Raw genomic sequence first — 19,982 nt, forward strand, 5'->3', positions numbered from 1 at the left:
CCTGTGTTTTTTATGAGTATGGTTGCTGATCCCTGCCTTGCTTACATTGAAATAATCAAATTCCTCCCATGCACAAGTATTTGATATCGAGGAAGTCGTCCATGCCATAGTGCGAGCCTTCGCGGCCCATGCCCGAATGCTTGACGCCGCCGAACGGCGCCATTTCATTGGCGATCATGCCCGTGTTGATGCCGACCATGCCCACTTCCAGTTCTTCCGCCACGCGCCAGACTCTGCCCAGGTCGCGGCTGTAGAAATAGCCGGCCAGGCCGAACTGCGTGGCGTTGGCCATGGCGACGACTTCCTCTTCGCTGCCGAAGCGGAACAGGGGCGCCAGCGGGGCGAAGGTTTCCTCGGTGGCGACCAGCATGTCGCTGTTCGCTTCCAGCACCACGCTGGGCTCGAAGAAGCTGCCGCCCAGCGCGTGGCGCTTGCCGCCGATGGCCAGTTTGCCGCCCTTGGCCAGCGCGTCGGCGATGTGCTGTTCGATCTTGCGCACGGCGTTTTCATCGATCAGCGGGCCTTGCGTGACGCCTGCTTCGGTGCCGGCCCCCAGTTTCAGCTCGGCTACCTTGGCCACCAGGCGGGCGGCGAAGTCGTCGTAGATGCCGTCCTGCACGTAGATGCGGTTGGCGCAGACGCAGGTCTGGCCGCTGTTGCGGTATTTCGACATCAGCACGCCTTCGACGGCCGCGTCGATGTCGGCATCCTCGAAGACGATGAAGGGCGCGTTGCCGCCCAGTTCCAGCGACAGCTTCTTGATCGTGCCGGCCGCCTCGCGCGACAGCCAGGCGCCCACTTCCGTCGACCCCGTAAACGTGATCTTGCGCACCAGGTCGTTGTGGCACAGTTCCGTGCCGATCGCTTGCGCCGCGCCGGTCACCACATTGAACACGCCGGGCGGCACGCCGGCGCGCAGCGCCAGTTCGGCCAGGGCCAGGGCCGACAGCGGCGTTTGCGACGCCGGTTTCAGGACCATGCTGCAGCCGGCCGCCAGGGCGGGGCCGGCCTTGCGCGTGATCATGCCGTTCGGGAAATTCCACGGCGTGATGGCCGCACACACGCCGATCGGCTGCTTGATGACGACGATGCGCTTGTCGTTCGACGGCGGCGCGATCACGTCGCCATATGCGCGCTTGCCTTCCTCGGCGAACCATTCCAGGTAGGCCGCGTTCGAGACGATCTCGCCCTTGGCTTCGGCCAGCGACTTGCCCTGTTCAGTAGTCAATATCAGCGCCAGGTCGTCCGCGTGCTGCAGGATCAGCGCATGCCAGGCGCGCAGCACCGTGGCGCGCGCCTTGACGGTCTGCTTGCGCCACAGCCGGAAGGCCGCGTGGGCGCTGGCGATGGCGCGCCGCGTCTCGGCGGCGCCCATGCGCGGCACCGTGGCGATCACCGCGCCGGTAGCCGGGTTGGTGACATCGATGGTGGCGCCGTCGTCGGCGTCGCACCAGGCGCCGTCGATCAGGCATTGCTGTTTCAACAGGTTTGCGTCTTGCAGGTTCAACATGAGGGTTCTCCTTGAATGGGGGCTTAGCCAGCTACAGATACTTGCGCGAGGCCCGCATCGACGATGATGTTCTGGCCCGTGATGCCGTCCGAATCGTCGGCCGCCAGGAACAGGGCCGTGCGCGCCACGTGGCCCGCGTCGAGCCGGTATTTCAGGCATTGCAGTTCGATGAAACGGCGGTCTTCTTCCGGATCGCGCCACAGCGCGGCCTGGCGGTCCGTGGCGATGGCGCCCGGCGCGATGGCGTTGACGCGGATATTCTGCTCGCCCAGTTCGCGCGCCAGGGTGCGCGACAGGCCCGCGATGCCCGCCTTGGACGTGGTGTAGCCGACCAGGTTGGGGCGCCCGCGCATCCACGAGATCGAGCCGAGGTTGATGATGGAACCGCCGCCGGCGGCCGCCATGCCGGGCGCCACCTGCTGGATGGCGAACACGTGGTGTTTCAAGTTCAGCGCCAGGCAGTTGTCCCAGTATTCGGGCGTCAGTTCGGCCAGGCTGTGGCGGTCGTCGCGGCCCGCGTTGTTGAGCAGCACGCGGATGGCGCCGAAGTGCGCCTCGACGTCGGCCAGGCTGGCCTGGTAGGCGGCGATGTCGCGGATGTCGCTGTACACGAAACAGGGCGCATGGCGGCACACGGGCGCCAGGCGCGCGGCCAGGGCGGCGCTGGCGTCGCGGTCGATGTCGCAAAAAGCCACTTGCGCGCCTTGCAGGGCGAAGTGCTCGACCAGCGCAGCGCCGATGCCGGAGCCGCCGCCGGAGACGAAGACCACGCGGTCCTGCAGGCTGGGGTAGAGAGTGATGTTGGCGTTCATGCTGTCCTCAGGGTGAAGATCCGGGTATCAATCCCGGTACAGGGGTTCGGGGCGGCCGGCCACGTCCAGGCGCGCGGCAAAGAGGCCGCCCGCCTGCGGCTGGCGCGCCAGTTCGTCGTCGCTTGCGCCTTCGCGCGCGCTGGTGATGTACAGGGTGCGCAGGTCCGCGCCGCCAAAGGCGATCATGGTGGGGCGCGTGACGGGCACGCGCACGATGCCGATGATTTCGCCCTGCGGCGAAAAGCGCAGCACCCGGCCGCCTTCGTATTGCGCGCTCCAGTAGCAGCCTTCCGCATCGAGCGCCGCGCCATCGGGGCGGCCGCCGTACACGGCGTCCTCTCCCTTGGCGGGCAGGCGGGCAAACACCTTGCGCTCGCCCGCCTGGCCGCTGGCCGCGTCAAACGCGAAACGGTAGATCACGTGGTTCGGCGTGTCGGACTGGAACAGGGCTTGGCCATCCGCGGCGAACGCCAGGCCGTTGCTGACCTTGACGCCAAGGCCCTGCCGCGGCCCCCAGCCCAGGCGGGTGGCGCCCCGTTCCAGGCAAAACATGGCAGCCAGTTCCGCCGTGCGCGGCTCGTACATGGCGCCGGCCCAGAAGCGCCCGGCGCTGTCGCAGCGGCCATCGTTGAAACGCATGTCGGCGCTGTCGTAGGGCGCATCGGCCAGCTTGTCGAGCAAGCCTTCCTGCGGATAGAAGCGGTAGAAACCGTCGCGCAGGGCTGCCACCAGGCCGCCCTTTTCAGCCAGGGCGATGCAGCCCGGCTCGCACGGCACCCACCAGACGCGGTCGAGGCCGGTCGCCGGATCGTAGCGGTGCAGGCGGCGTCCGGCGATATCGATCCAGTACAAACACTGTTCGGCCACGCTCCACAGCGGGCATTCGCCCAGCTGGGCGCGCGCGTCGAGGGCCAGTTCGGCTTGCCATTCACGCATGGGTCTCCTCCGCATTTTCCTGCATGGCCAGGCGCATGGCGATGTGCAGCGTCTCGCCGGGCGCCAGCAGGCGCATGCCCGTGTCGTGCGCGCCGCGCGCGGCCAGCGCAAACGCGTTATTGGCGTGCGTGACGGGTTCGATGGCGATGAAGCTGCGTTCGTCGTTGGGCGCGAAGCATACGAGGTGGCGGCAATTGTCGCTGGCCGACAGCTGCACGCTGTAGTCGCCGTAATCGAGGCTGGCGCGGCCCGTCCAGCCGCTGTAGCAATGGTCGCTGCGCCAGCCGGCCACCGGCTGCGGCGTGGCGAATGGCGACGCTTGCGCCACGGGCGCCAAGCCGGCCGGCAGGTGGTCGGCGCCCATGCTCCACACGCCATCCCATTGCGCCTGCAGGCGCAGGCCGGGCGCCAGCGGAAAATAGGGGTGAAAACCCAGGCCGGCGGGCATGGCGCGCGTGTCGTCGTTGCGCACCGATAAGGTCAGGCGCAGGCCGGCAGCGTCGAGCAGCACGGTTTGCCGCGCCTCGCAGGCGAACGGCCAGTCGGCGTCGCCACCGTGCACCAGCAGCAGTTCGGCGCTGTCGTCCGCACGCGCCGCAACGTGCCAGGCGCGCTGCCAGCCGAAGCCGTGGATGCTGTGCGGCTCGGGCGGGAAGTTGGCGCGCAGCGCATGCGTCTGTTCCTGCGCCTGCAGCACGGCGTTGCCGATGCGGTTCGAATACGGCACCAAAGGGTAGCAGGCCATCTGCCGCACGTCGGCAGCGGCGGGCGCGGCGCGCAGGATGTCGCGCCCGCGCCAGCGGAAAGCCGCCAGCGCGCCACCCGTGGCCGGGTGGACGTCGGCGCGGCAGTCGCCGTGCGCCAGGGTGAAGGGAGACTGGTGGTCCATTCTCAGCCCTTCAAGCCGCCCGAGGTCAGGCCGCTGACGACCTTTTCCTGGAAGATCACGATCAGCACGACGATGGGTACGATGGCCACCACCAGTGCCGCCGAAATGATCGGCCACGGGAAGGCGAACTCGCCCTGGTACAGCTGGATGCCGACGGGCAGGGTTCGGTAAGCCACGGCCGAATTCATCGACAGCGCCAGCAGGAACTCGTCCCAGGAATTCACAAACGCGAGGATGGCGGCCGTCGCCACGCCCGGCGCGGCCAGCGGCAGCACGATGCGCCACAGCGCGCTCAACCGGGTGCAGCCGTCGAGCATGGCCGCGTTTTCGATGTCGCGCGGGATATCCTGGAAAAAGCTCACCATCATCAGGGTGCAGATGGGCAGGTTCAGCACCGTGTACGGCAGCACCAGCGCCCAGTAGGAGTTCAGCAAGCCCAGGCTGCGCATGATTTCGAACAGCGGCACCATCAGGGTCACCAGCGGGAACATCGACACGCCGATGATGGCCGTCAGGATCAGGCCGCGGAAGCGCAGGCGCAGGCGGGCGATCGCATACGCGGCCAGCGCGCTGATGAACAGGCTGAGCAGGGTCGACAGGCCGGCCACGATCAGGCTGTTGGTCAGGAACGTCAGCAGCGGCTGATCCTGGAAGGCGGAGATGAAATTGCCGATGGTCGGTTCGTGCGGCCAGTAGGTGATCGGCTTTTGCGTCAGTTCGCTCTCGGTCTTGAGCGAGGTAAACAGGATCCACAGGGCGGGGAAGACGCCGTTGAGGATGACGATCGCGGCGGCGAACCAGCGCAGGCGCTTCGATGAAAACAGGCCGCTCATTCTTTGTCTCCTCTTACATATTTCAGATACACAAACGTGGTGGCCATCGACAGCAGGAACATGAACACCGCCAGGGTCGAGCCGTAGCCCACGTCCAGGTAATCGACGGTATTGGACTGGATGTACATGGCCAGGGTTTTGGTTTCGTCGCCAGGGCCGGGCATGTTGTACGGAATATCGAAGGACTGGATGGCCGTCAGGGTGCGGAAGATCAGCGCCACCAGCATCGATGGCACCAGCAGGGGCAGGGTCACTTCCGTGAATTGCTTCCATTTGCTGGCACCGTCCACTTCGGCCGCTTCATACAGCGAGGCGGGGATGGTTTGCAGGCCGGCCAGTAAAATCAGGGCCATGAACGACGAGGTTTTCCAGATGGTCGTGATGCAGATGGCGGCCATGGTCAGCGCGGGCGAATTGAACCAGATTTGCGGTTCCCAGCCCAGGCCGGGGACCAAGAGGTCGATGCGGCGGATGATGTCGTTCACCAGGCCGTATTCGCTGTGGAAGAACCAGGCGAAGATCAGGCCGACGAAGGCCAGCGGCAGTGCCCACGGCAGCAGCAGCGCCAGGCGCACGGGCCAGCGGTACTTGAACGGCATGTTGGCCAGCATGGCCAGGCCCAGGCCCGCCACCAGCGCGCCCGGCACGGTGACGACGGTGATGATGACGGTGTTTTTCAGCGATTTCCAGAACAGCGCGTCTTCCAGCGCCATCTTGTAGTTGTCCAGGCCCACGAAACTGGGCAGGCTGCCGCCGGACAGGCGGATGTCGAAAAAGCTGTTGTAGATCAATTTGCTGACCGGGTAGGCCACGATCAGCAGTAAAAAGAGAATCGCCGGCGTCAGCAGGACCCAGGCCAGCGTTGTTTCGCTGGGGTCCGTGATGCGGCTTTTCAGGGTGCGTTGCCTCATGATTTCCTCGTCTGTTGCGGTGTGCGTATGCGTGTGCCGCCCGCGCCGCCGTCGTGGCGGCACGGGCGTGATCCCCTTAGCGCAGGATGCGCTTGACGCGGTTTTCGATCTCGCCCACGGCCGCCGCCGGCGTCTTCACGCCCGCCATCACGGCATTCGTGTTGACGCGCACGGCTTCGGACACTTCGCTGTAGCGCGGCGTGACGGGGCGCGAGCGGGCGCTTTGCACCACCGGCAGGGCATCGGCGAACCAGCCATTGGCGGCCAGCACTTCCTTGTCCTGGTAGACGGATGGGTAGACGGGCAGGTTGGACGCCTTGAGGGCCAGCTGCTTCGACACTTCCGGGCTCGACAGCCAGCGCACCAGCTTGGCGGACGCCTCCTTGTTCTTCGAGAACGAGGACACGGCCCATTGCCAGCCGCCGATGCACGAGGCCGGCTTGCCGCCCGCCATGGCCGGCAGGCTGACGACGCCGACTTTATCTTTCACGCTGCTGTCGGCGCCATCCTGGAAGTGATTCCAGGCATAGCCCCAGTTGACGGCGAACAAGACATTGCCTGCCTGGAACTCCTTGCGCGTATCGTCGGTGGCCACTTCGGCGATGTTCTTTTTCGCCACGCCCTGGTCGACGAGCTTGCGCCACATGGCCAGGCCCGCTTCCGCCTTGGGCTTGTCCAGGGTCAATTTGCCGTTGGTGACCAGTTCGCCGCCCTGGCTCCAGTACGGCAGCAAAAAGGTGCAGACGGCGCCTTCGATGGCCTTGCCCTGGAAGCTGATGCCTTGCAATTCCGGATTTTTTTCGCCGGCCTGGATGGTGCGCGCCACGCTGGCCAGCTCATCCCAGGTTTTCGGCGCCGCCAGCTTGTACTTGGCCAGCAAGTCCTTGCGGTAGTAGAGGAACATGGCGTCGGCAAAGGCGGGCAGGGCCATGACCTTGTTGTCGACCATATTCGCTTGCTTGTAGGCGGGCAGGTACTGGCCCATGATCTTGTCGCGGTCGGCGCCCAGGTATTTGTCCAGGCTTTCGATCCAGCCGGCCGACGCGTACTGGGCCGGGCGGATGATATCGATCAGGAACACGTCCAGGGTGGTATCGCCGGCCGACAGCACCGTGTTCAGGTATTTCTGCTGCAATTCGGACGTGGCGCCGCCCGTTTCCAGGTCGATCTTGACACCGGGATTGGCGGCCATGAACTTGGCGAACAGTTCGCGCATGACTTCGGGGCGCTCCTGGCCGCCGACGAACACCTTGACCGTTTGCGCGTGGGCGCTGGTGGCCAAGCCGGTGGCGAGGACGAAAGTGGCGCCGAGCGCCAGGACGAGGGATTTGATACGCATGATGTTGTCTCCTGTTTTTTTGGAATGGGTATGCCGGTCGTTCGCGGCTTATCGGGAGGGCAGTACCGCGCCCCCTTGCGGATCGAACAGATGGAATTTCTCCATGTCCAGCTGTACAGTGACTTGCTGTCCCGGCGCCAGGGCAAACGTAGGCGGCAGGCGCGCCGTCAATTCGCCCCCTTCGCACTGGAAGATGACCAGGGTTTCCGCGCCCAGCGGCTCGACCACCACCACTGTCGCGGCCAGGGCGGCGCTGGCGGGACTGGCCGCTTCCAGCGTGATGTCTTCCGGGCGGATGCCGAATTCCACTGCGCGGCCGTCGAGCTTGCCGCATGCGGCCTGGCGCTCCGGCGGCAGGGCCAGGCGGGCCGCGCCCAGGACGATCTCGGCCTGGCCGGCGACGTTGCGCGCCACCTTGGCGCCGAGGAAGTTCATCGGCGGCGAGCCCGTGAAACCGGCGACGAATTTCGACACGGGCTCGTTGTAGATCTGGTCCGGCGTGCCGACCTGCATGATGTTGCCGCCGGACAGCACGACGATGCGCTCGGCCAGGGTCATCGCCTCGACCTGGTCATGCGTGACGTAAATGGTGGTGGCGCCGATGCGCTGGTGCAGTTTCTTGATTTCCGTGCGCATTTCCGAGCGCAGCAGGGCGTCCAGGTTCGACAGCGGCTCATCGAACAGGAACAGCTTGGCCTGGCGCACGATGGCGCGGCCCATGGCCACGCGCTGGCGCTGGCCGCCGGACAGGGCGCGCGGCTTGCGGTCGAGCAAGTGGTCGATTTTCAGGATGGCGGCGGCGGCGCGCACGCGCTGTTCGATTTCCGCCTTCGGGAACTTGCGCAGTTTTAAGCCAAAGCCCAGGTTGTCGAACACGGACTTGTGCGGATACAGCGCATAGTCCTGGAACACCATGGCGATATCGCGCTCGCGCGGCGGCAAGTCGTTGACGACCTGTCCCTCGATGGAGATGGTGCCGCCCGTGATCGATTCCAGGCCTGCGACCATGCGCATCAGTGTTGATTTTCCGCAACCCGAAGGGCCCACGAAGACGACGAATTCGCCTTGCTTGATTTCCAGGTCGATGCCATGAATGACTTCGACGCCGTTGTCGTACTTCTTGACGACCTTTTCCAGTTTTACACCTGACATGCTTGTCTCCAAAAGATGCGAATGACGCGTCTGAGCGCGTTACGTGCGTTGCAACAGTGCGTTGCAACAGAACAATTAGTAGGCGCCCGTGTCGAGGGCTTTCGCCAGCGACGGTTTCAGGGCCGTGATAAAGGCATTGGCCTGGCGCATCATCATGCCCATGTCCGAAGCGATGGCCACGTAGTCATAGCCGTAACGGATGAAAGTGTGCACCATTTCCGGCGAGGGGCCGACAATGCCGATGGGTTTGCCGATGGCGCGGGCGCGGCGGGCCGCGTCGGCGATCGCCGCCTGCACGTCCGGGTGGCCGATATTGCCGATATGGCCCATGGCGGCCGACAGGTCGCCCGGCCCCACGAACAGGGCGTCGACGCCATCGACGGCGGCGATCTCTTCCAGCTGCGCCAGCGCGGCCGGGGTTTCCAGCTGGATAATCGAGAAGACGGCGCCGTTGGCGCGCGTGGCGTAGTCGGGCACGGTGCCGTAGCGGCTGGCGCGGTGCATGGCGGCAAAACCGCGCGTGCCGGGTACGGCCTGGCCCGGCTGCGGATAGCGGGTGGCGGCCACGGCACTGCGCGCTTCGGCGGCGTTTTCCACGAACGGGAACATCAGGGTTTGCGCGCCGATGTCGAGCGCGCGCTTGATCTGCACCAGGTCGTTCCAGGCCAGGCGCACGACGGGGCAGGCCGGCGTGCCGCCCAAGGCTTGCAGGATCTGGTAGGCATCCTGGTAATCGATGGGCACGTGTTCCATGTCCAGCACCAGCCAGTCGAAGCCGGCGCAGCCCATGGCTTCGGCCGTGACGGGCGTGCCGGCCATCAGCCAGCTGCCCAGCGGTACTGCGTTGTCCGCCAGCAAGGCGCGGAAAGGGTTGTCCAGGATATCCATAGTTGTGCTCTCTATATAGGTAGGGGAGGCGGCGGCATCAGAAAATCGGCGGCTCCGGCGTGGCGGCGTTGCCCAGCAAGAAGTCCAGGTCGCAGCCCTGGTCCGCCTGTGTCACGTGCTCCATGTACAGCTTGGTGTAGCCGCGCGCATATTTCTGCGCCGGCGCCTGCCATTCGGCGCGGCGGCGCGCCAGTTCCTCGTCCGTCACATCCATGTTCAGGGTGCGCGCGGCGATGTCCAGTTCGATCATGTCGCCGTTGCACACGAGGGCCAGGGGGCCGCCGACGGCCGCTTCCGGCGTGACGTGCAGCACGCAGGTGCCGTAATGGGTGCCGCTCATGCGCGCGTCGGAGATGCGTACCATGTCGCGGATGCCTTGCTGCAGCAGCTTTTTCGGCACGGGCAGATTGCCCCATTCCGGCATGCCGGGCGCGCCGATGGGGCCGCCATTGCGCAGGATCAAGACCGTGTTTTCATCGATGTCCAGGTCGGGCGCGTGGATCTGCGCCAGCATTTCCGCGTTCGAGTCGAACACGAGGGCGCGTCCGCGGTGTTTGGCGAACTTCGGATTGGCGGCCGACGGCTTGATGACGGCGCCGCCAGGACACAGGTTGCCGCGCAGCACGGCCAGCGCCGCGCCGTCGGCCACCGGCTGCGACACCTTGCGGATGACGCTGTCGTCCAGGCAGACGGCGTCGGCGATGTTCTCGCCCAGGGTACGGCCCGTCACCGTCAAGGCCGTCAAGTCCAGCTGCGGCATGATTTCCTTGAGCAGGGCCGGCATGCCGCCCGCATAGAAGAAATCTTCCATCAGCTTGTCGCCGGATGGGAACAGGTTGGCGATGACGGGCACTTTTTGCGCCATCGCATCCATTTCATCGAGCGACAGGGCCAGGCCGGCGCGCCCGGCAATGGCGACCAGGTGGATGGCCGCGTTGGTCGAGCCGCCGAGCGCCATATAGGCGGCCACGCCATTCGACAGCGCGGCGCGGGTGAAGAAGCGCGACGGCTTCAAGTCTTCCCACACCATGCCGACGATGCGCTCGCCGCATTGCGAAGCCATGCGCACGTGGTTGGCGTCCATGGCGGGAATGCTGGTGGCGCCTGGCAAGGTAAAGCCCATGGCTTCAACGATGGACGTCATGGTGGACGCTGTGCCCATGGTGTTGCAGGTGCCGGGCGAGCGCGTCATTTTTGCTTCCAGCTTGATCCACTCGGGCTTGGCGATGTCGCCGGCCACGTAGTCGTCCCAGAATTTCTTGGTATGCGTGCCCGCGCCCACGCTCTGGCCACGATAGCGGTCGTTGAGCATGGGGCCGGCAGGACAAAAGATGGCGGGGATGTCCATGCTGATGGCGCCCATCAGCATGCCGGGCGTCGTCTTGTCGCAGCCGCCGAGCAGCACGGCGCCGTCGATGGGTAGCGAGCGCAGCAGTTCTTCCGTTTCCATGGCGAGGAAGTTGCGGTAGATCATGGTGGTGGGCTTGACCATCACTTCGCCCAGCGACAGGGCCGGCAGTTCGACGGGGAAGCCGCCGGCCAGCAGGATGCCCCGTTTGACGGCTTCGGCCCGCTCGCGCAGGTGCGAGTGGCACGGCGACAGGTCGCTCCAGGTATTGATGATGGCGATGACTGGGCGGTCGAGGAATTCCTCGCGGCGCAGGCCCATCTGCTGCAGGCGCTGGCGGTGGGCGAACGAGCGCATGTCGTCTGGGGCCAGCCAGCGCTGGCTGCGCAGGGATTCCAGCGTGCGGCGGGAGGTAGCGGAGCTCAATGTGTGTCCTTTTTGGTTGCCTGGCGCGCTGCGTATGGCGTTCCAGTGCGGCTGTCTCGGGTCTTGCCTGTCGCCTTTGTTAGCGCTAACATTGCAAGTACAGCGAAATATAATTTGAATCGCAGGGGGCTGTCAACAGATTTAATGCAGGGGGAATGCGCGTAGCCATTACACTATCGGCATGATTTCAATGGCACCAATTTCCAGGGTGGAACTTCTGCGGCCCGGCCGGCATGCCTCGCGGTGCGCCGCGGCGCAGCGGCGCCACTCTGGCATCCCCTGTGCCGCCGGCCATGGCATGATGCATGGTGATCACCGATTTTTGAGAAGGCAGTACCCATGAACGACCCAGTACGCAAGCGGCGTGGCCTCGGCCGCAGCACCGTGTTCGATGTGGCCAAATTGGCACAGACCTCGGCCATTTCCGTGTCGCGCTATTTCAAGGAGCCGGACCGCGTGTCGCAGGAAACACGCGAGCGCATCAAGAGCGCCATCGACCAGCTCGGCTATATCCGTAACGAGGCGGCCGGCGGCCTCGCGTCGACCCAGGGCCGCATCGTGGGCGCCATCGTGCCCAGCGTATCGAACTCCATCTTTGCGGAAACCATCCAGGGCTTGTCGACCACCTTGTCGCAGCACAATTACCAGTTGCTGCTGGCCACCCACGATTACTCGATCGAGACGGAAGAAAAGGTGGTGCGCGCCTTTCTCGGCTGGTCGCCACGTGCGCTGGTGCTGACAGGCGCCGACCACAGTGCCGCCACGGAAACCTTGCTGGCCGGCTTGCAGATTCCCGTCATCGAAACGTGGGATATCCGCCCCGAGCGGCCGTATCCGCAAATCGGTTTTTCGCACATCGCCACGGGGCGCGACATGACCTTGTACCTGCACGCGCAAGGCTACCGGCGCATCGTCTACGTCGACAGCGGCATCGGCAGCGATTTCCGCGCGCGCAAGCGGGCCCAGGGCTATGAGGAAACCATGCGGCAGCTGGGTTTGCGTGCGGAAATCGTGCAAGCATCGGTGACGGCGCCGCTCGACGCGGGCGGGCAGGTATTCAGCGAGCAAATGGCGCGCGCCGAGCGTCCCGACGCCCTGTTTTTTGCCAACGACAACATGGCTGCCGGCGCCATCTATGAAGCGGCGCGCCTGGGCATCCGCATTCCCGAGCAATGCGCGGTGGCGGGCTTTGGCGACTTCCCGTTCTCGGAAAAACTCATGCCGGCGCTGACGACGATCCGCGTGCCCCGCTATGACATCGGCCGGCTGGCCGCGCAAGCCATCCTGCAGCGCCTGGGCGAAGTGGATGAGGGCGCGGCGCCGCCAACCCTGGCGCCGCTGGCCTACCAGCTGATCGCGCGGGCCAGCGCCTGAGATGCCCCGGCTGCGACAGATATTGATGAATCATATTTCCATCATCACAACATGCAATTGGCTTGATATGCTGCGATGCGGCATCATTCATCTGTCTCCTCTACTTCCTCACAGGAATTAGATTCAGCCCGCTCCCGCAGCGGGCTTTTTTTTTGCCCCGCCGGTGTTCGAGCATGTATTCACATGAGTATTAATAATGGATGTATGAAGTTTTACCATTATTTTTCATGGAGGAAAGCCTCTATGATGTATTCATACTTCACTAGGAGGCACTACCGCCATGACCGTCACGACACACAATCTGGGCTACCCGCGCATCGGCGCCAAACGCGAATTGAAATTCGCCCTGGAAGATTACTGGAAGGGCGGCAGCACCTTGGCCGCGCTGGAAGGCCAGGGCGCCGAATTGCGCCAGCGCCACTGGCAAGACCAGAATGCGCTGGACCTGGCGCCCGTGGGCGACTTTTCCTTCTACGACCAGGTGCTGGACTTGAGCTTTACCCTCGGCAACCTGCCGCAGCGCGTGCGCGGCCTGACTGGCGCGGCGCTCGATAACTATTTCCGTGTCGCCCGCGGCCGCTCGGCCAGCGACAGCGATTGCAGCTGCGTCCACGCCGGCGAAATGACGAAATGGTTCGACACCAATTACCATTACATCGTGCCGGAATTCGCGGCCGGCACGCAATTCAAGCTCGACAGCAGCCGCCTGTTGCAGCAACTGGCGCAAGCGCGGCAGCTCGGAGTGAAAGCCAAGCCCGTGCTGATCGGGCCCGTCACTTATTTGTGGCTGGGCAAGGCCAAGGACGATTCCGACAAGCTGGCGCTGCTGCAAGGTTTGCTGCCCGTCTACGTGCAACTGCTGCAGGAACTGGCCGCGCAGGGCGTGGAGTGGGTGCAGATCGACGAGCCGATACTCGTCACGGAACTGGGCGGCGCCTGGCAGCAGGCGCTCGTCACGGCCTACGCTGCCTTGAGCAAGGTCAACAGCGTCAAACTGCTGCTGGCCACATATTTCGGCAAGCTGCAAGACAACCTGGCGCTGGCGTGCACGCTGCCCGTGCAGGGCTTGCACCTGGACGCCGTCAACGCCCGCGAGGAAGTCGAGCAAGTGATCGCCCAATTGCCAAGTTCCAATGTCTTGTCGCTGGGCGTGGTGAACGGCCGCAATATCTGGAAGACGGACTTGAACGAGGTGCTGGCGTGGCTGGAACCCGTGCACGCCAGGCTGCAGTCGCGCCTGTGGATCGCGCCGTCGTGCTCCCTGCTGCACGTGCCCGTCGACCTGGACAGCGAACAAAAGCTCGACACGGAGATCAAATCCTGGCTGGCCTTTGCCCGTCAAAAGCTCGATGAAGTACACACCATCGCCGGCGCCCTGAACCAGGGCCGCGCCTGCGTGCAAGCGGCGCTGGATGCTAATCATGCGGCCGTGCAAGCGCGCCGCCAGTCGCCGCGCGTGCATAATCCTCAAGTCAAGGTGGCCGTGGCCCGCATCGACGCCAGCCTGGGCCAGCGCGCCAGCGGCTATGCCGAGCGTGCCGCCAAGCAAGCCGCGCTGCTGCAACTGCCGCTGTACCCGACGACGACCATCGGCTCGTTTCCGCAGACGGCGCCAATCCGCCAGGCCCGCAGCCAGTTCCGCAGCGGGCAGCTGGATGAAGCCGGCTATCAAAAGCTGATGCAGGCGGAAATCGCCCATTGCGTGCAGGAACAGGAAAGCCTGGGCCTGGACGTCTTCGTGCATGGCGAGGCGGAACGCAACGACATGGTGGAATACTTCGGCGAACAGCTCGACGGCTACGCCTTCAGCCAGTTCGGCTGGGTGCAATCATACGGTTCGCGCTGCGTGAAGCCGCCCATTTTGTTCGGCGACATCAGCCGCCCGCGCGCCATGACGGTGGAGTGGAGCACCTATGCCCAGTCGCTGACGGACAAGCCGATGAAAGGCATGCTGACGGGCCCCGTCACCATCCTGAACTGGTCTTTCGTGCGCGACGACCAGCCCCGTTCCGTGTCGTGCCACCAGCTGGCGCTGGCCATGCGCGCCGAGGTGCAGGACCTGGAACAGGCCGGCATCCGCGTAATACAGATCGATGAAGCGGCGCTGCGCGAAGGCTTGCCGCTGCGCAAATCGCAATGGGCCGAGTATCTGCGCTGGGCCGTCGAATCGTTCCGCATCACGGCCAATGGCGTGGCCGATGAAACGCAGATCCACACGCACATGTGCTATTCGGAATTCAACGACATCATCGCGCAGATCGCCGACATGGATGCGGACGTCATCACGATCGAAACGTCGCGTTCCGACATGGAATTACTGGACGCCTTCGATGATTTTAATTACCCGAACGAAATCGGTCCCGGCGTCTACGATATCCACTCGCCCAACATTCCGAGCCAGGAACAGATGGTCAAGCTGATGCGCAAGGCGGCCGAACGCATCCCCGCGCACCGCCTGTGGGTCAACCCCGATTGCGGCCTCAAGACGCGCGGCTGGAAAGAAGTCATTCCCGCGCTGGCCAATATGGTGGCGGCGGCGAAAACCTTGCGCGGCGACAAGGTCTGAGGATGGCGGGGCAGGGGAGGCCTGTTGAGATATAGCGGGATCGTATTTCTATCATCACAACATGCAATTGGATAATGATGCTGCGATGCGGCATCATTCACCTGTCTCCTCTATCTCCTCCAAGGAAATAGATTCAGCCCGCTTCCGTAGCGGGCTTTTTTTTGCCCGTTTCCATCGGCTGATCGCTTACCATACCTTCACGTAATCCTACCCTCAAGAAGGAAACCGCCCGATGATTTCTCCGTTACGCGCCGCCGGCATGCTCGCGCTGATGGCGCTTGGCGCCTGCTCGGCGGAAAAGCACCCGCTCGACCGCCATCTGGCCCAGTTGCGCCCGGTCACGGTCGCAGCGTTGCCCGACATGGGGTGGCCGGCCGGCACGGCGCTGTGCCCGCTGGGTCTTTATCAGAGCGAGCTGAGCGAATCGGCGCCCCATGCAGACCGCGTCAACGCCTTCCTGAAGCAAAAGCAATTTCTGGGGGATGAAGGCCATTGGTCGCTCATCGTCGTCAAGCCGCTACCGGCGGGGGGCGCCGGTATCGAGCAACTGTTTTTCAAGCGTGCAGACTATGACGTGCTCAATGATCCGCAAGTCATCGCGCGCGATGCGCAGACCGTGCCAGCGGGGTTTGCGCCGCAGACTTGCGTAAGCGTGGAGCAAGCCCGCGTGCTGGTGACGCGCGAACAACGATCGCAGCGAAAACTCCTCATTTTCGGAACGTCCTAGGTCAGATATTGATGAAACATATTTCCATCATCACAACATGCAATTGGCTTTATATGTTGCGATACAGCATCATTGCACCTGTCTCCTCTACTTCCTCACAGGAATTAGATTCAGCCCGCTCCCGCAGCGGGCTTTTTTTTGCCCGTTTTATATGTACAAAGCTGCGCACGCTTGCTTGCCATCATCGCCATCGTGTTGCTTTTGTGCATGCTAAACTGGGTCTTCCCCAGACCAAGGTTGCCTGATGCTTCAATTATTTCGCCACACGCTGGAGTCCACGCCCATCCTCGCCCTGTTTCTCGTCATCGGCGCCGGTTATGCGCTGGGGCGCATCAGCATGTTCGGCTTTTCGCTGGGCGTGGGCGGCGTGCTGTTCGCGGGGTTGGCGCTGGGCGCCTTTGCCCCCGGTGCCGTGCCGCCGCCGATGGTCGGCTCCATCGGCTTGCTGCTGTTTCTGTATGGCATAGGCGTGCAGTATGGCGTGCAGTTTTTCGCCGGCTTGCGCGGTGCGGGGCAGAAACATAACCTGATCGCCTTTGCCGCCGTCATGGGCGGTCTGGCCGTGTCCGTCTGGGGCGGGCAGTGGATCGATATCTCGCTGCGCATGGCCAGCGGCGTGTTTGCCGGCGCCATGACCAGCACGGCCGCCCTGCAGGCCGCGCTGGAAGCGTCGCACGGCAATGGCGACGCGGCCGTCGGCTATGCCGTCGCGTACCCGTTCGGCGTCGTCGGCCCCATGCTGGGCCTGTACCTGGCGGGGCGCATATTAAAACCCGTGCTGACGCCGCCGCCGGCGCCCATCGTCGTGTCCGAAATTACCATCGATGAAGCGAAACTGGCGGGTGCGGCCCTGTCCGAACTGGCCGATGGTCCCCTGGCGGGCGTGCAAGTGATCGGCGTGCGCCAGGGTCACCAGAACCGCTTGCCCGATCCGGGCCTCGTGCTCGGCGTGGGCGATGCGCTGATGGTGTCGGGCACGGTGGCGGGCGTGGAAGCGGCGCGCACGGCGCTGGGCCACCTGGATCCGGGCCGCCTGATGAAGGACCGCAGCGCGTTCGATGGCACGGAAGTGTTCGTATCGGATGCGGAAATCGTCGGCGTGCCCCTGGGCGAGCTGAATCTTGGGAAAGATTTTCCCCTGCAGATCGCCTTCATACGCCGCGGCGACGCCATGATCCTGCCGCACCCGTTCCTGACCCTGGAATTCGGCGACAGGGTGATGGCCATTGCACCAGCGAAACATGCAGCCGATGTGCGCAAGCTGTTCGGCAATTCCATCACGGCCACGGCCGAGTTCAGCTATGTCTCGCTGGGCATGGGCATGGTATTGGGTGTATTGCTGGGCCTGGTGCCTATCCCCTTGCCGTGGATAGGCTCGTTCAGCCTGGGCCTGGCGGGCGGTCCGCTGGTGATGGCGCTGATCCTGGGGCGCCTGGGCAGGGTGGGCCGGATCAGCTGGCGCTTGCCGCTGTCGGCCAACCTGGTCATGCGCAACTATGGCTTGACGATTTTCCTCGCCTCCGTCGGCATGGCGTCCGGCTTGCCCTTCGTGCAGCAAGTGGGCGCCGATGGCTTGCCCATGCTGGCGCTGGGGGCCGTGACGGTGCTGGTGGTGGTGGCATTGGTGGTTATCCTGGGCAAGGTCTTCCTGCGCCTGCCGTTTCCCGAGCTGCTGGGCATCGCGGCCGGCGCCACGGGCAACCCGGCCGTGCTGGTGTTCGCCAACCGCCTGGCCAAGTCCGACCGCCCGAACCTGGGCTATGCCATGATTTTCCCCAGCATGACCATCGTCAAGATCGTGGCCGTGCAAGTGCTGCTGCATCTGTACGGGTGATGGCGGCCAGCGTCAATCGCTTGCAGGGCGAAGTTGCTTGTTGGCTTCAATAAAACGGATGCCAAAAGACAACAGCAAGGCGGCCGCGGCGCATCCTGCGGCAAGCCACAGGTTGGCTGAGAGGCCCAGCCTGTCCACTGCCTGGCCACCGGTCCACGCCCCGAGCGCAATGCCGATATTGAAGACACCGACATACAGCGCGGCGACGATCTCCACGGCCCGGGGCGCCGCCTTCAGCATCAAGGTCATCAGGCCGACCGATACGCCACCGTAGGCCAGTCCCCAGGCCAGCAATACCATGCCGCCGCCGATGCCGGAATCGCCGATAGCCAGGAACAGCAGCGGCGTGAGCAGCAGTCCGCCCGAGATGGCGATGATGGTAGTCGCCGTGCGCCGCACGGCAACCACGCCCACCAGGAAGTTTCCAATGATGCCCGCGCAGCCATAGGCAAACAGCAGCGCGCCCAGCCATTGCGCATCAAACCCCGACACGGACAGCAGTAGCGGGCGCACGAAGGTAAAGGCCATGAAATGGCTGGTCACCAGCAACAGAGTCAGAAGCAGCCCCGCCTGCAACTGCCTGTTGCGCAGCTGTCTGCCGAATTGGCGCAAAGTCGCCGCACCGGCCGCGGGCAGGGCGGGAATGACGGCCAGATGCAGCGCCAGTACCAGGCTGCTGAACAGCGCCATGACGCCGAAGGCCCAGCGCCATCCTGCAACGTCGCCGATTTGTGCGCCTAGCGGCACGCCCAGCACGGAAGCTGCCGCCACGCCACCGAAGATGATCGACGTTGCCAGGCCGGTCGAGCGGGAAGGAACCAGGCGGGAAGCGAGGCCGCCGGCGATGGCCCAGATGCCGCCCATGCAAAAACCGACGAGCACACGGGCAGCCAGCATCCACGCCATATTCTGCGCCAGGGCCGAGGCAATGTTCGCGATCACCAACAGACTCAGCAAACCACAGAGAATCTTGCGCCGGTCCAGGCTGCCCGATGCGACCACGACCAGCGGCGCGAACAAGGCCGCCAGCAATGCTGGCAGCGAGATCATCAGGCCGGCGGTTCCCGTGGAGGTGTCCAGCGTGTCTGCAATCGGCGTCAACAGGCCGACCGGGAGCATTTCCGTCGTCACGACCGAAAAGGTGGCCATGCCGACCGCGCCGACCGCCAGCCATGGGTGGCGGACAGTGGTTTCTGTGGCAACGTGGGGAGACGTACTCATGGTTCATATCCTTCATGTGATCATGCGATATACGGCGCCCTGCTTGCAACGAAGGGGCATCAAAGTGATAATACATACAGCGCGTATGAATAGTATATATACATACGTAATGAATGTAAATAATCATACGCTGCGTATGTAAGGAGAGAGTAATGGTTCGTCGCACCCGTGTGGAAATGGAAGAAACCCGCGCATCGTTGCTGGCCACGGCCCGCAAAGTGTTCAGCGAGCGCGGCTATGCCGACACATCGATGGACGACCTGACGGCGCAGGCAGGGCTGACGCGTGGTGCGCTGTATCATCATTTCGGCGACAAGAAGGGCTTGCTGCTGGCCGTGGTGGAGCAGCTCGACGCGGAAATGGATGGCCGCCTGCAAGCCATCTCCGATAGCGCCGCAGACTCGTGGGAAGGCTTTCGCCAGCGCTGCCGTGCCTATCTGGAAATGGCCCTGGAGCCGGAAATTCAGCGCATCGTCTTGCGCGATGCCAGGGCGGTTTTAGGCGGCGCCTCACCGGATTCGCAGCGCCATTGCCTCGAATCGATGCAAGGGCTGATCCAGCAGCTGATTCAGCAAGGCATCGTGGTCGACGCTTGCCCAGAGGCATTGGCTTCGTTGATCTACGGCAGCCTGGCAGAAGCGGCGTTCTGGATCGCAGACGGTGACGAAGGCAATGCGCGCCTGATAAAAGCAATCGCGGCTTTGGAATTGCTGCTGCGGGGGATGTTGCTTCAAAGATAATTGTGTACAGTGGCAATCTCGCCAGAAGCGGACACGTCTGGAGACGTGGATGACGATATTGAGCAGGGTTGGACTTATATAGACATGGAGGAAAAATATGCAAGTCAAGCGTATCGTTGCAAATTTCCCGGCGTCGGATCCGGGCCTGGCGCGGACGTTTTACGAGGACGTGCTGGGTCTGAGCCTGTTGATGGACCATGGCTGGATCATGACGTATGGTTCGCAAAGCGAGATGAGCGTGCAAGTGAGCTTCGCGACGCAAGGCGGCTCGAACACCGCTGTGCCCGATCTTTCCATAGAAGTCGATGACGTGGATGCCGCATTGGCACGCATGCGTGTGGCGGGGTTTCCCATTGAATATGGTCCTGTCGATGAACCTTGGGGTGTCAGGCGGTTTTTCGTGCGCGACCCTTTCGGCAAGCTCATTAATATCCTGTCGCACATATAGGCGAAGTACCTGCGGCAGCAGGCAATCA

At 63.9% G+C, this 19,982-nt stretch carries 18 protein-coding genes; 7 read left to right on the forward strand and 11 right to left on the reverse strand.

Features of this window, described 5'->3' with window-relative positions:
- Window positions 1-55 precede the first annotated feature (55 nt).
- The 10 genes from OX460_RS02305 to araD all read right to left on the reverse strand — a co-directional run bounded on the left by OX460_RS02305 (window position 56) and on the right by araD (window position 11,044).
- Window positions 56-1,510 (reverse strand): NAD-dependent succinate-semialdehyde dehydrogenase, encoded by a 1,455-nt coding sequence (locus OX460_RS02305; protein ID WP_099394007.1) that lies wholly within the window; start codon window positions 1,508-1,510, stop codon window positions 56-58.
- A 23-nt stretch (window positions 1,511-1,533) separates the two neighbouring features.
- The gene (locus OX460_RS02310; RefSeq protein ID WP_289897503.1) at window positions 1,534-2,322 is read right to left on the reverse strand and encodes an SDR family oxidoreductase; all 789 of its coding nucleotides are present in this window, start codon (window positions 2,320-2,322) and stop codon (window positions 1,534-1,536) included.
- 27 nt (window positions 2,323-2,349) lie between these two features.
- Window positions 2,350-3,258: an SMP-30/gluconolactonase/LRE family protein gene (locus tag OX460_RS02315; protein ID WP_289897504.1), complete on the reverse strand. Its 909-nt coding sequence runs from the start codon at window positions 3,256-3,258 to the stop codon at window positions 2,350-2,352.
- Window positions 3,251-4,147, reverse strand: coding sequence for an aldose 1-epimerase (locus tag OX460_RS02320; RefSeq protein WP_289897505.1), 897 nt, complete (start codon window positions 4,145-4,147; stop codon window positions 3,251-3,253). Before OX460_RS02320 ends, OX460_RS02315 begins: the two co-directional genes overlap by 8 nt.
- A gap of 2 nt (window positions 4,148-4,149) precedes the next feature.
- Window positions 4,150-4,980 carry a carbohydrate ABC transporter permease gene (locus tag OX460_RS02325; protein WP_034755232.1) on the reverse strand — a complete coding sequence of 277 codons (831 nt, stop codon included), beginning with the start codon at window positions 4,978-4,980 and terminating at the stop codon, window positions 4,150-4,152.
- Window positions 4,977-5,891: a sugar ABC transporter permease gene (locus OX460_RS02330; RefSeq protein WP_099667487.1), complete on the reverse strand. Its 915-nt coding sequence runs from the start codon at window positions 5,889-5,891 to the stop codon at window positions 4,977-4,979. The genes OX460_RS02325 and OX460_RS02330 overlap by 4 nt, the downstream gene beginning before the upstream one ends.
- A gap of 76 nt (window positions 5,892-5,967) precedes the next feature.
- Window positions 5,968-7,230 (reverse strand): ABC transporter substrate-binding protein, encoded by a 1,263-nt coding sequence (locus OX460_RS02335; protein WP_289897506.1) that lies wholly within the window; start codon window positions 7,228-7,230, stop codon window positions 5,968-5,970.
- Window positions 7,231-7,278: 48 nt separating this feature from the next.
- On the reverse strand, window positions 7,279-8,382 hold the full coding sequence (gene ugpC, locus OX460_RS02340; protein WP_289897507.1) for a sn-glycerol-3-phosphate ABC transporter ATP-binding protein UgpC: 1,104 nt from the start codon (window positions 8,380-8,382) through the stop codon (window positions 7,279-7,281).
- A gap of 75 nt (window positions 8,383-8,457) precedes the next feature.
- Window positions 8,458-9,270, reverse strand: a complete 813-nt coding sequence (locus tag OX460_RS02345; RefSeq protein ID WP_289897508.1) for an aldolase/citrate lyase family protein — start codon at window positions 9,268-9,270, stop codon at window positions 8,458-8,460.
- Between the two features lie 37 nt (window positions 9,271-9,307).
- The gene (araD, locus tag OX460_RS02350; protein ID WP_289897509.1) at window positions 9,308-11,044 is read right to left on the reverse strand and encodes an L-arabinonate dehydratase; all 1,737 of its coding nucleotides are present in this window, start codon (window positions 11,042-11,044) and stop codon (window positions 9,308-9,310) included.
- Window positions 11,045-11,383: 339 nt separating this feature from the next.
- On the opposite strand from araD, the gene OX460_RS02355 reads away from it, so the two are divergent.
- From OX460_RS02355 to OX460_RS02375, 5 genes are all read left to right on the forward strand, one after another.
- Window positions 11,384-12,418, forward strand: a complete 1,035-nt coding sequence (locus OX460_RS02355) for a LacI family DNA-binding transcriptional regulator (RefSeq protein WP_289897510.1) — start codon at window positions 11,384-11,386, stop codon at window positions 12,416-12,418.
- Between the two features lie 280 nt (window positions 12,419-12,698).
- The gene (gene metE, locus OX460_RS02360) at window positions 12,699-14,984 is read left to right on the forward strand and encodes a 5-methyltetrahydropteroyltriglutamate--homocysteine S-methyltransferase (protein WP_289897511.1); all 2,286 of its coding nucleotides are present in this window, start codon (window positions 12,699-12,701) and stop codon (window positions 14,982-14,984) included.
- Between the two features lie 232 nt (window positions 14,985-15,216).
- Window positions 15,217-15,711, forward strand: coding sequence for a hypothetical protein (locus OX460_RS02365; RefSeq protein ID WP_289897512.1), 495 nt, complete (start codon window positions 15,217-15,219; stop codon window positions 15,709-15,711).
- A gap of 11 nt (window positions 15,712-15,722) precedes the next feature.
- Complete coding sequence (locus OX460_RS02370) at window positions 15,723-15,956, forward strand: hypothetical protein (protein WP_289897513.1); 234 nt, start codon at window positions 15,723-15,725, stop codon at window positions 15,954-15,956.
- Entirely contained in the window at window positions 15,956-17,545 is a 1,590-nt protein-coding gene (locus OX460_RS02375) for a TrkA C-terminal domain-containing protein (protein ID WP_289897514.1), read from the forward strand. Before OX460_RS02370 ends, OX460_RS02375 begins: the two co-directional genes overlap by 1 nt.
- A 12-nt stretch (window positions 17,546-17,557) precedes the next feature.
- Here the strand turns inward: OX460_RS02375 and OX460_RS02380 are convergent, their stop codons facing one another.
- Window positions 17,558-18,766, reverse strand: a complete 1,209-nt coding sequence (locus OX460_RS02380; RefSeq protein WP_289897515.1) for an MFS transporter — start codon at window positions 18,764-18,766, stop codon at window positions 17,558-17,560.
- 152 nt (window positions 18,767-18,918) lie between these two features.
- Here OX460_RS02380 and OX460_RS02385 point away from each other — a divergent pair, with 152 nt between their 5' ends.
- Window positions 18,919-19,506 carry a TetR/AcrR family transcriptional regulator gene (locus OX460_RS02385; protein ID WP_289897516.1) on the forward strand — a complete coding sequence of 196 codons (588 nt, stop codon included), beginning with the start codon at window positions 18,919-18,921 and terminating at the stop codon, window positions 19,504-19,506.
- A gap of 97 nt (window positions 19,507-19,603) precedes the next feature.
- A complete protein-coding gene (locus OX460_RS02390; RefSeq protein ID WP_099667498.1) occupies window positions 19,604-19,954 on the forward strand; it encodes a VOC family protein in 351 nt (116 codons plus the stop codon).
- The last annotated feature ends 28 nt before the right edge of the window (window positions 19,955-19,982 follow it).

The sequence above is a fragment of the Janthinobacterium sp. SUN033 genome (genome assembly GCF_030397595.1).
Taxonomy (GTDB): Bacteria; Pseudomonadota; Gammaproteobacteria; order Burkholderiales; family Burkholderiaceae_D; genus Janthinobacterium; species Janthinobacterium kumbetense.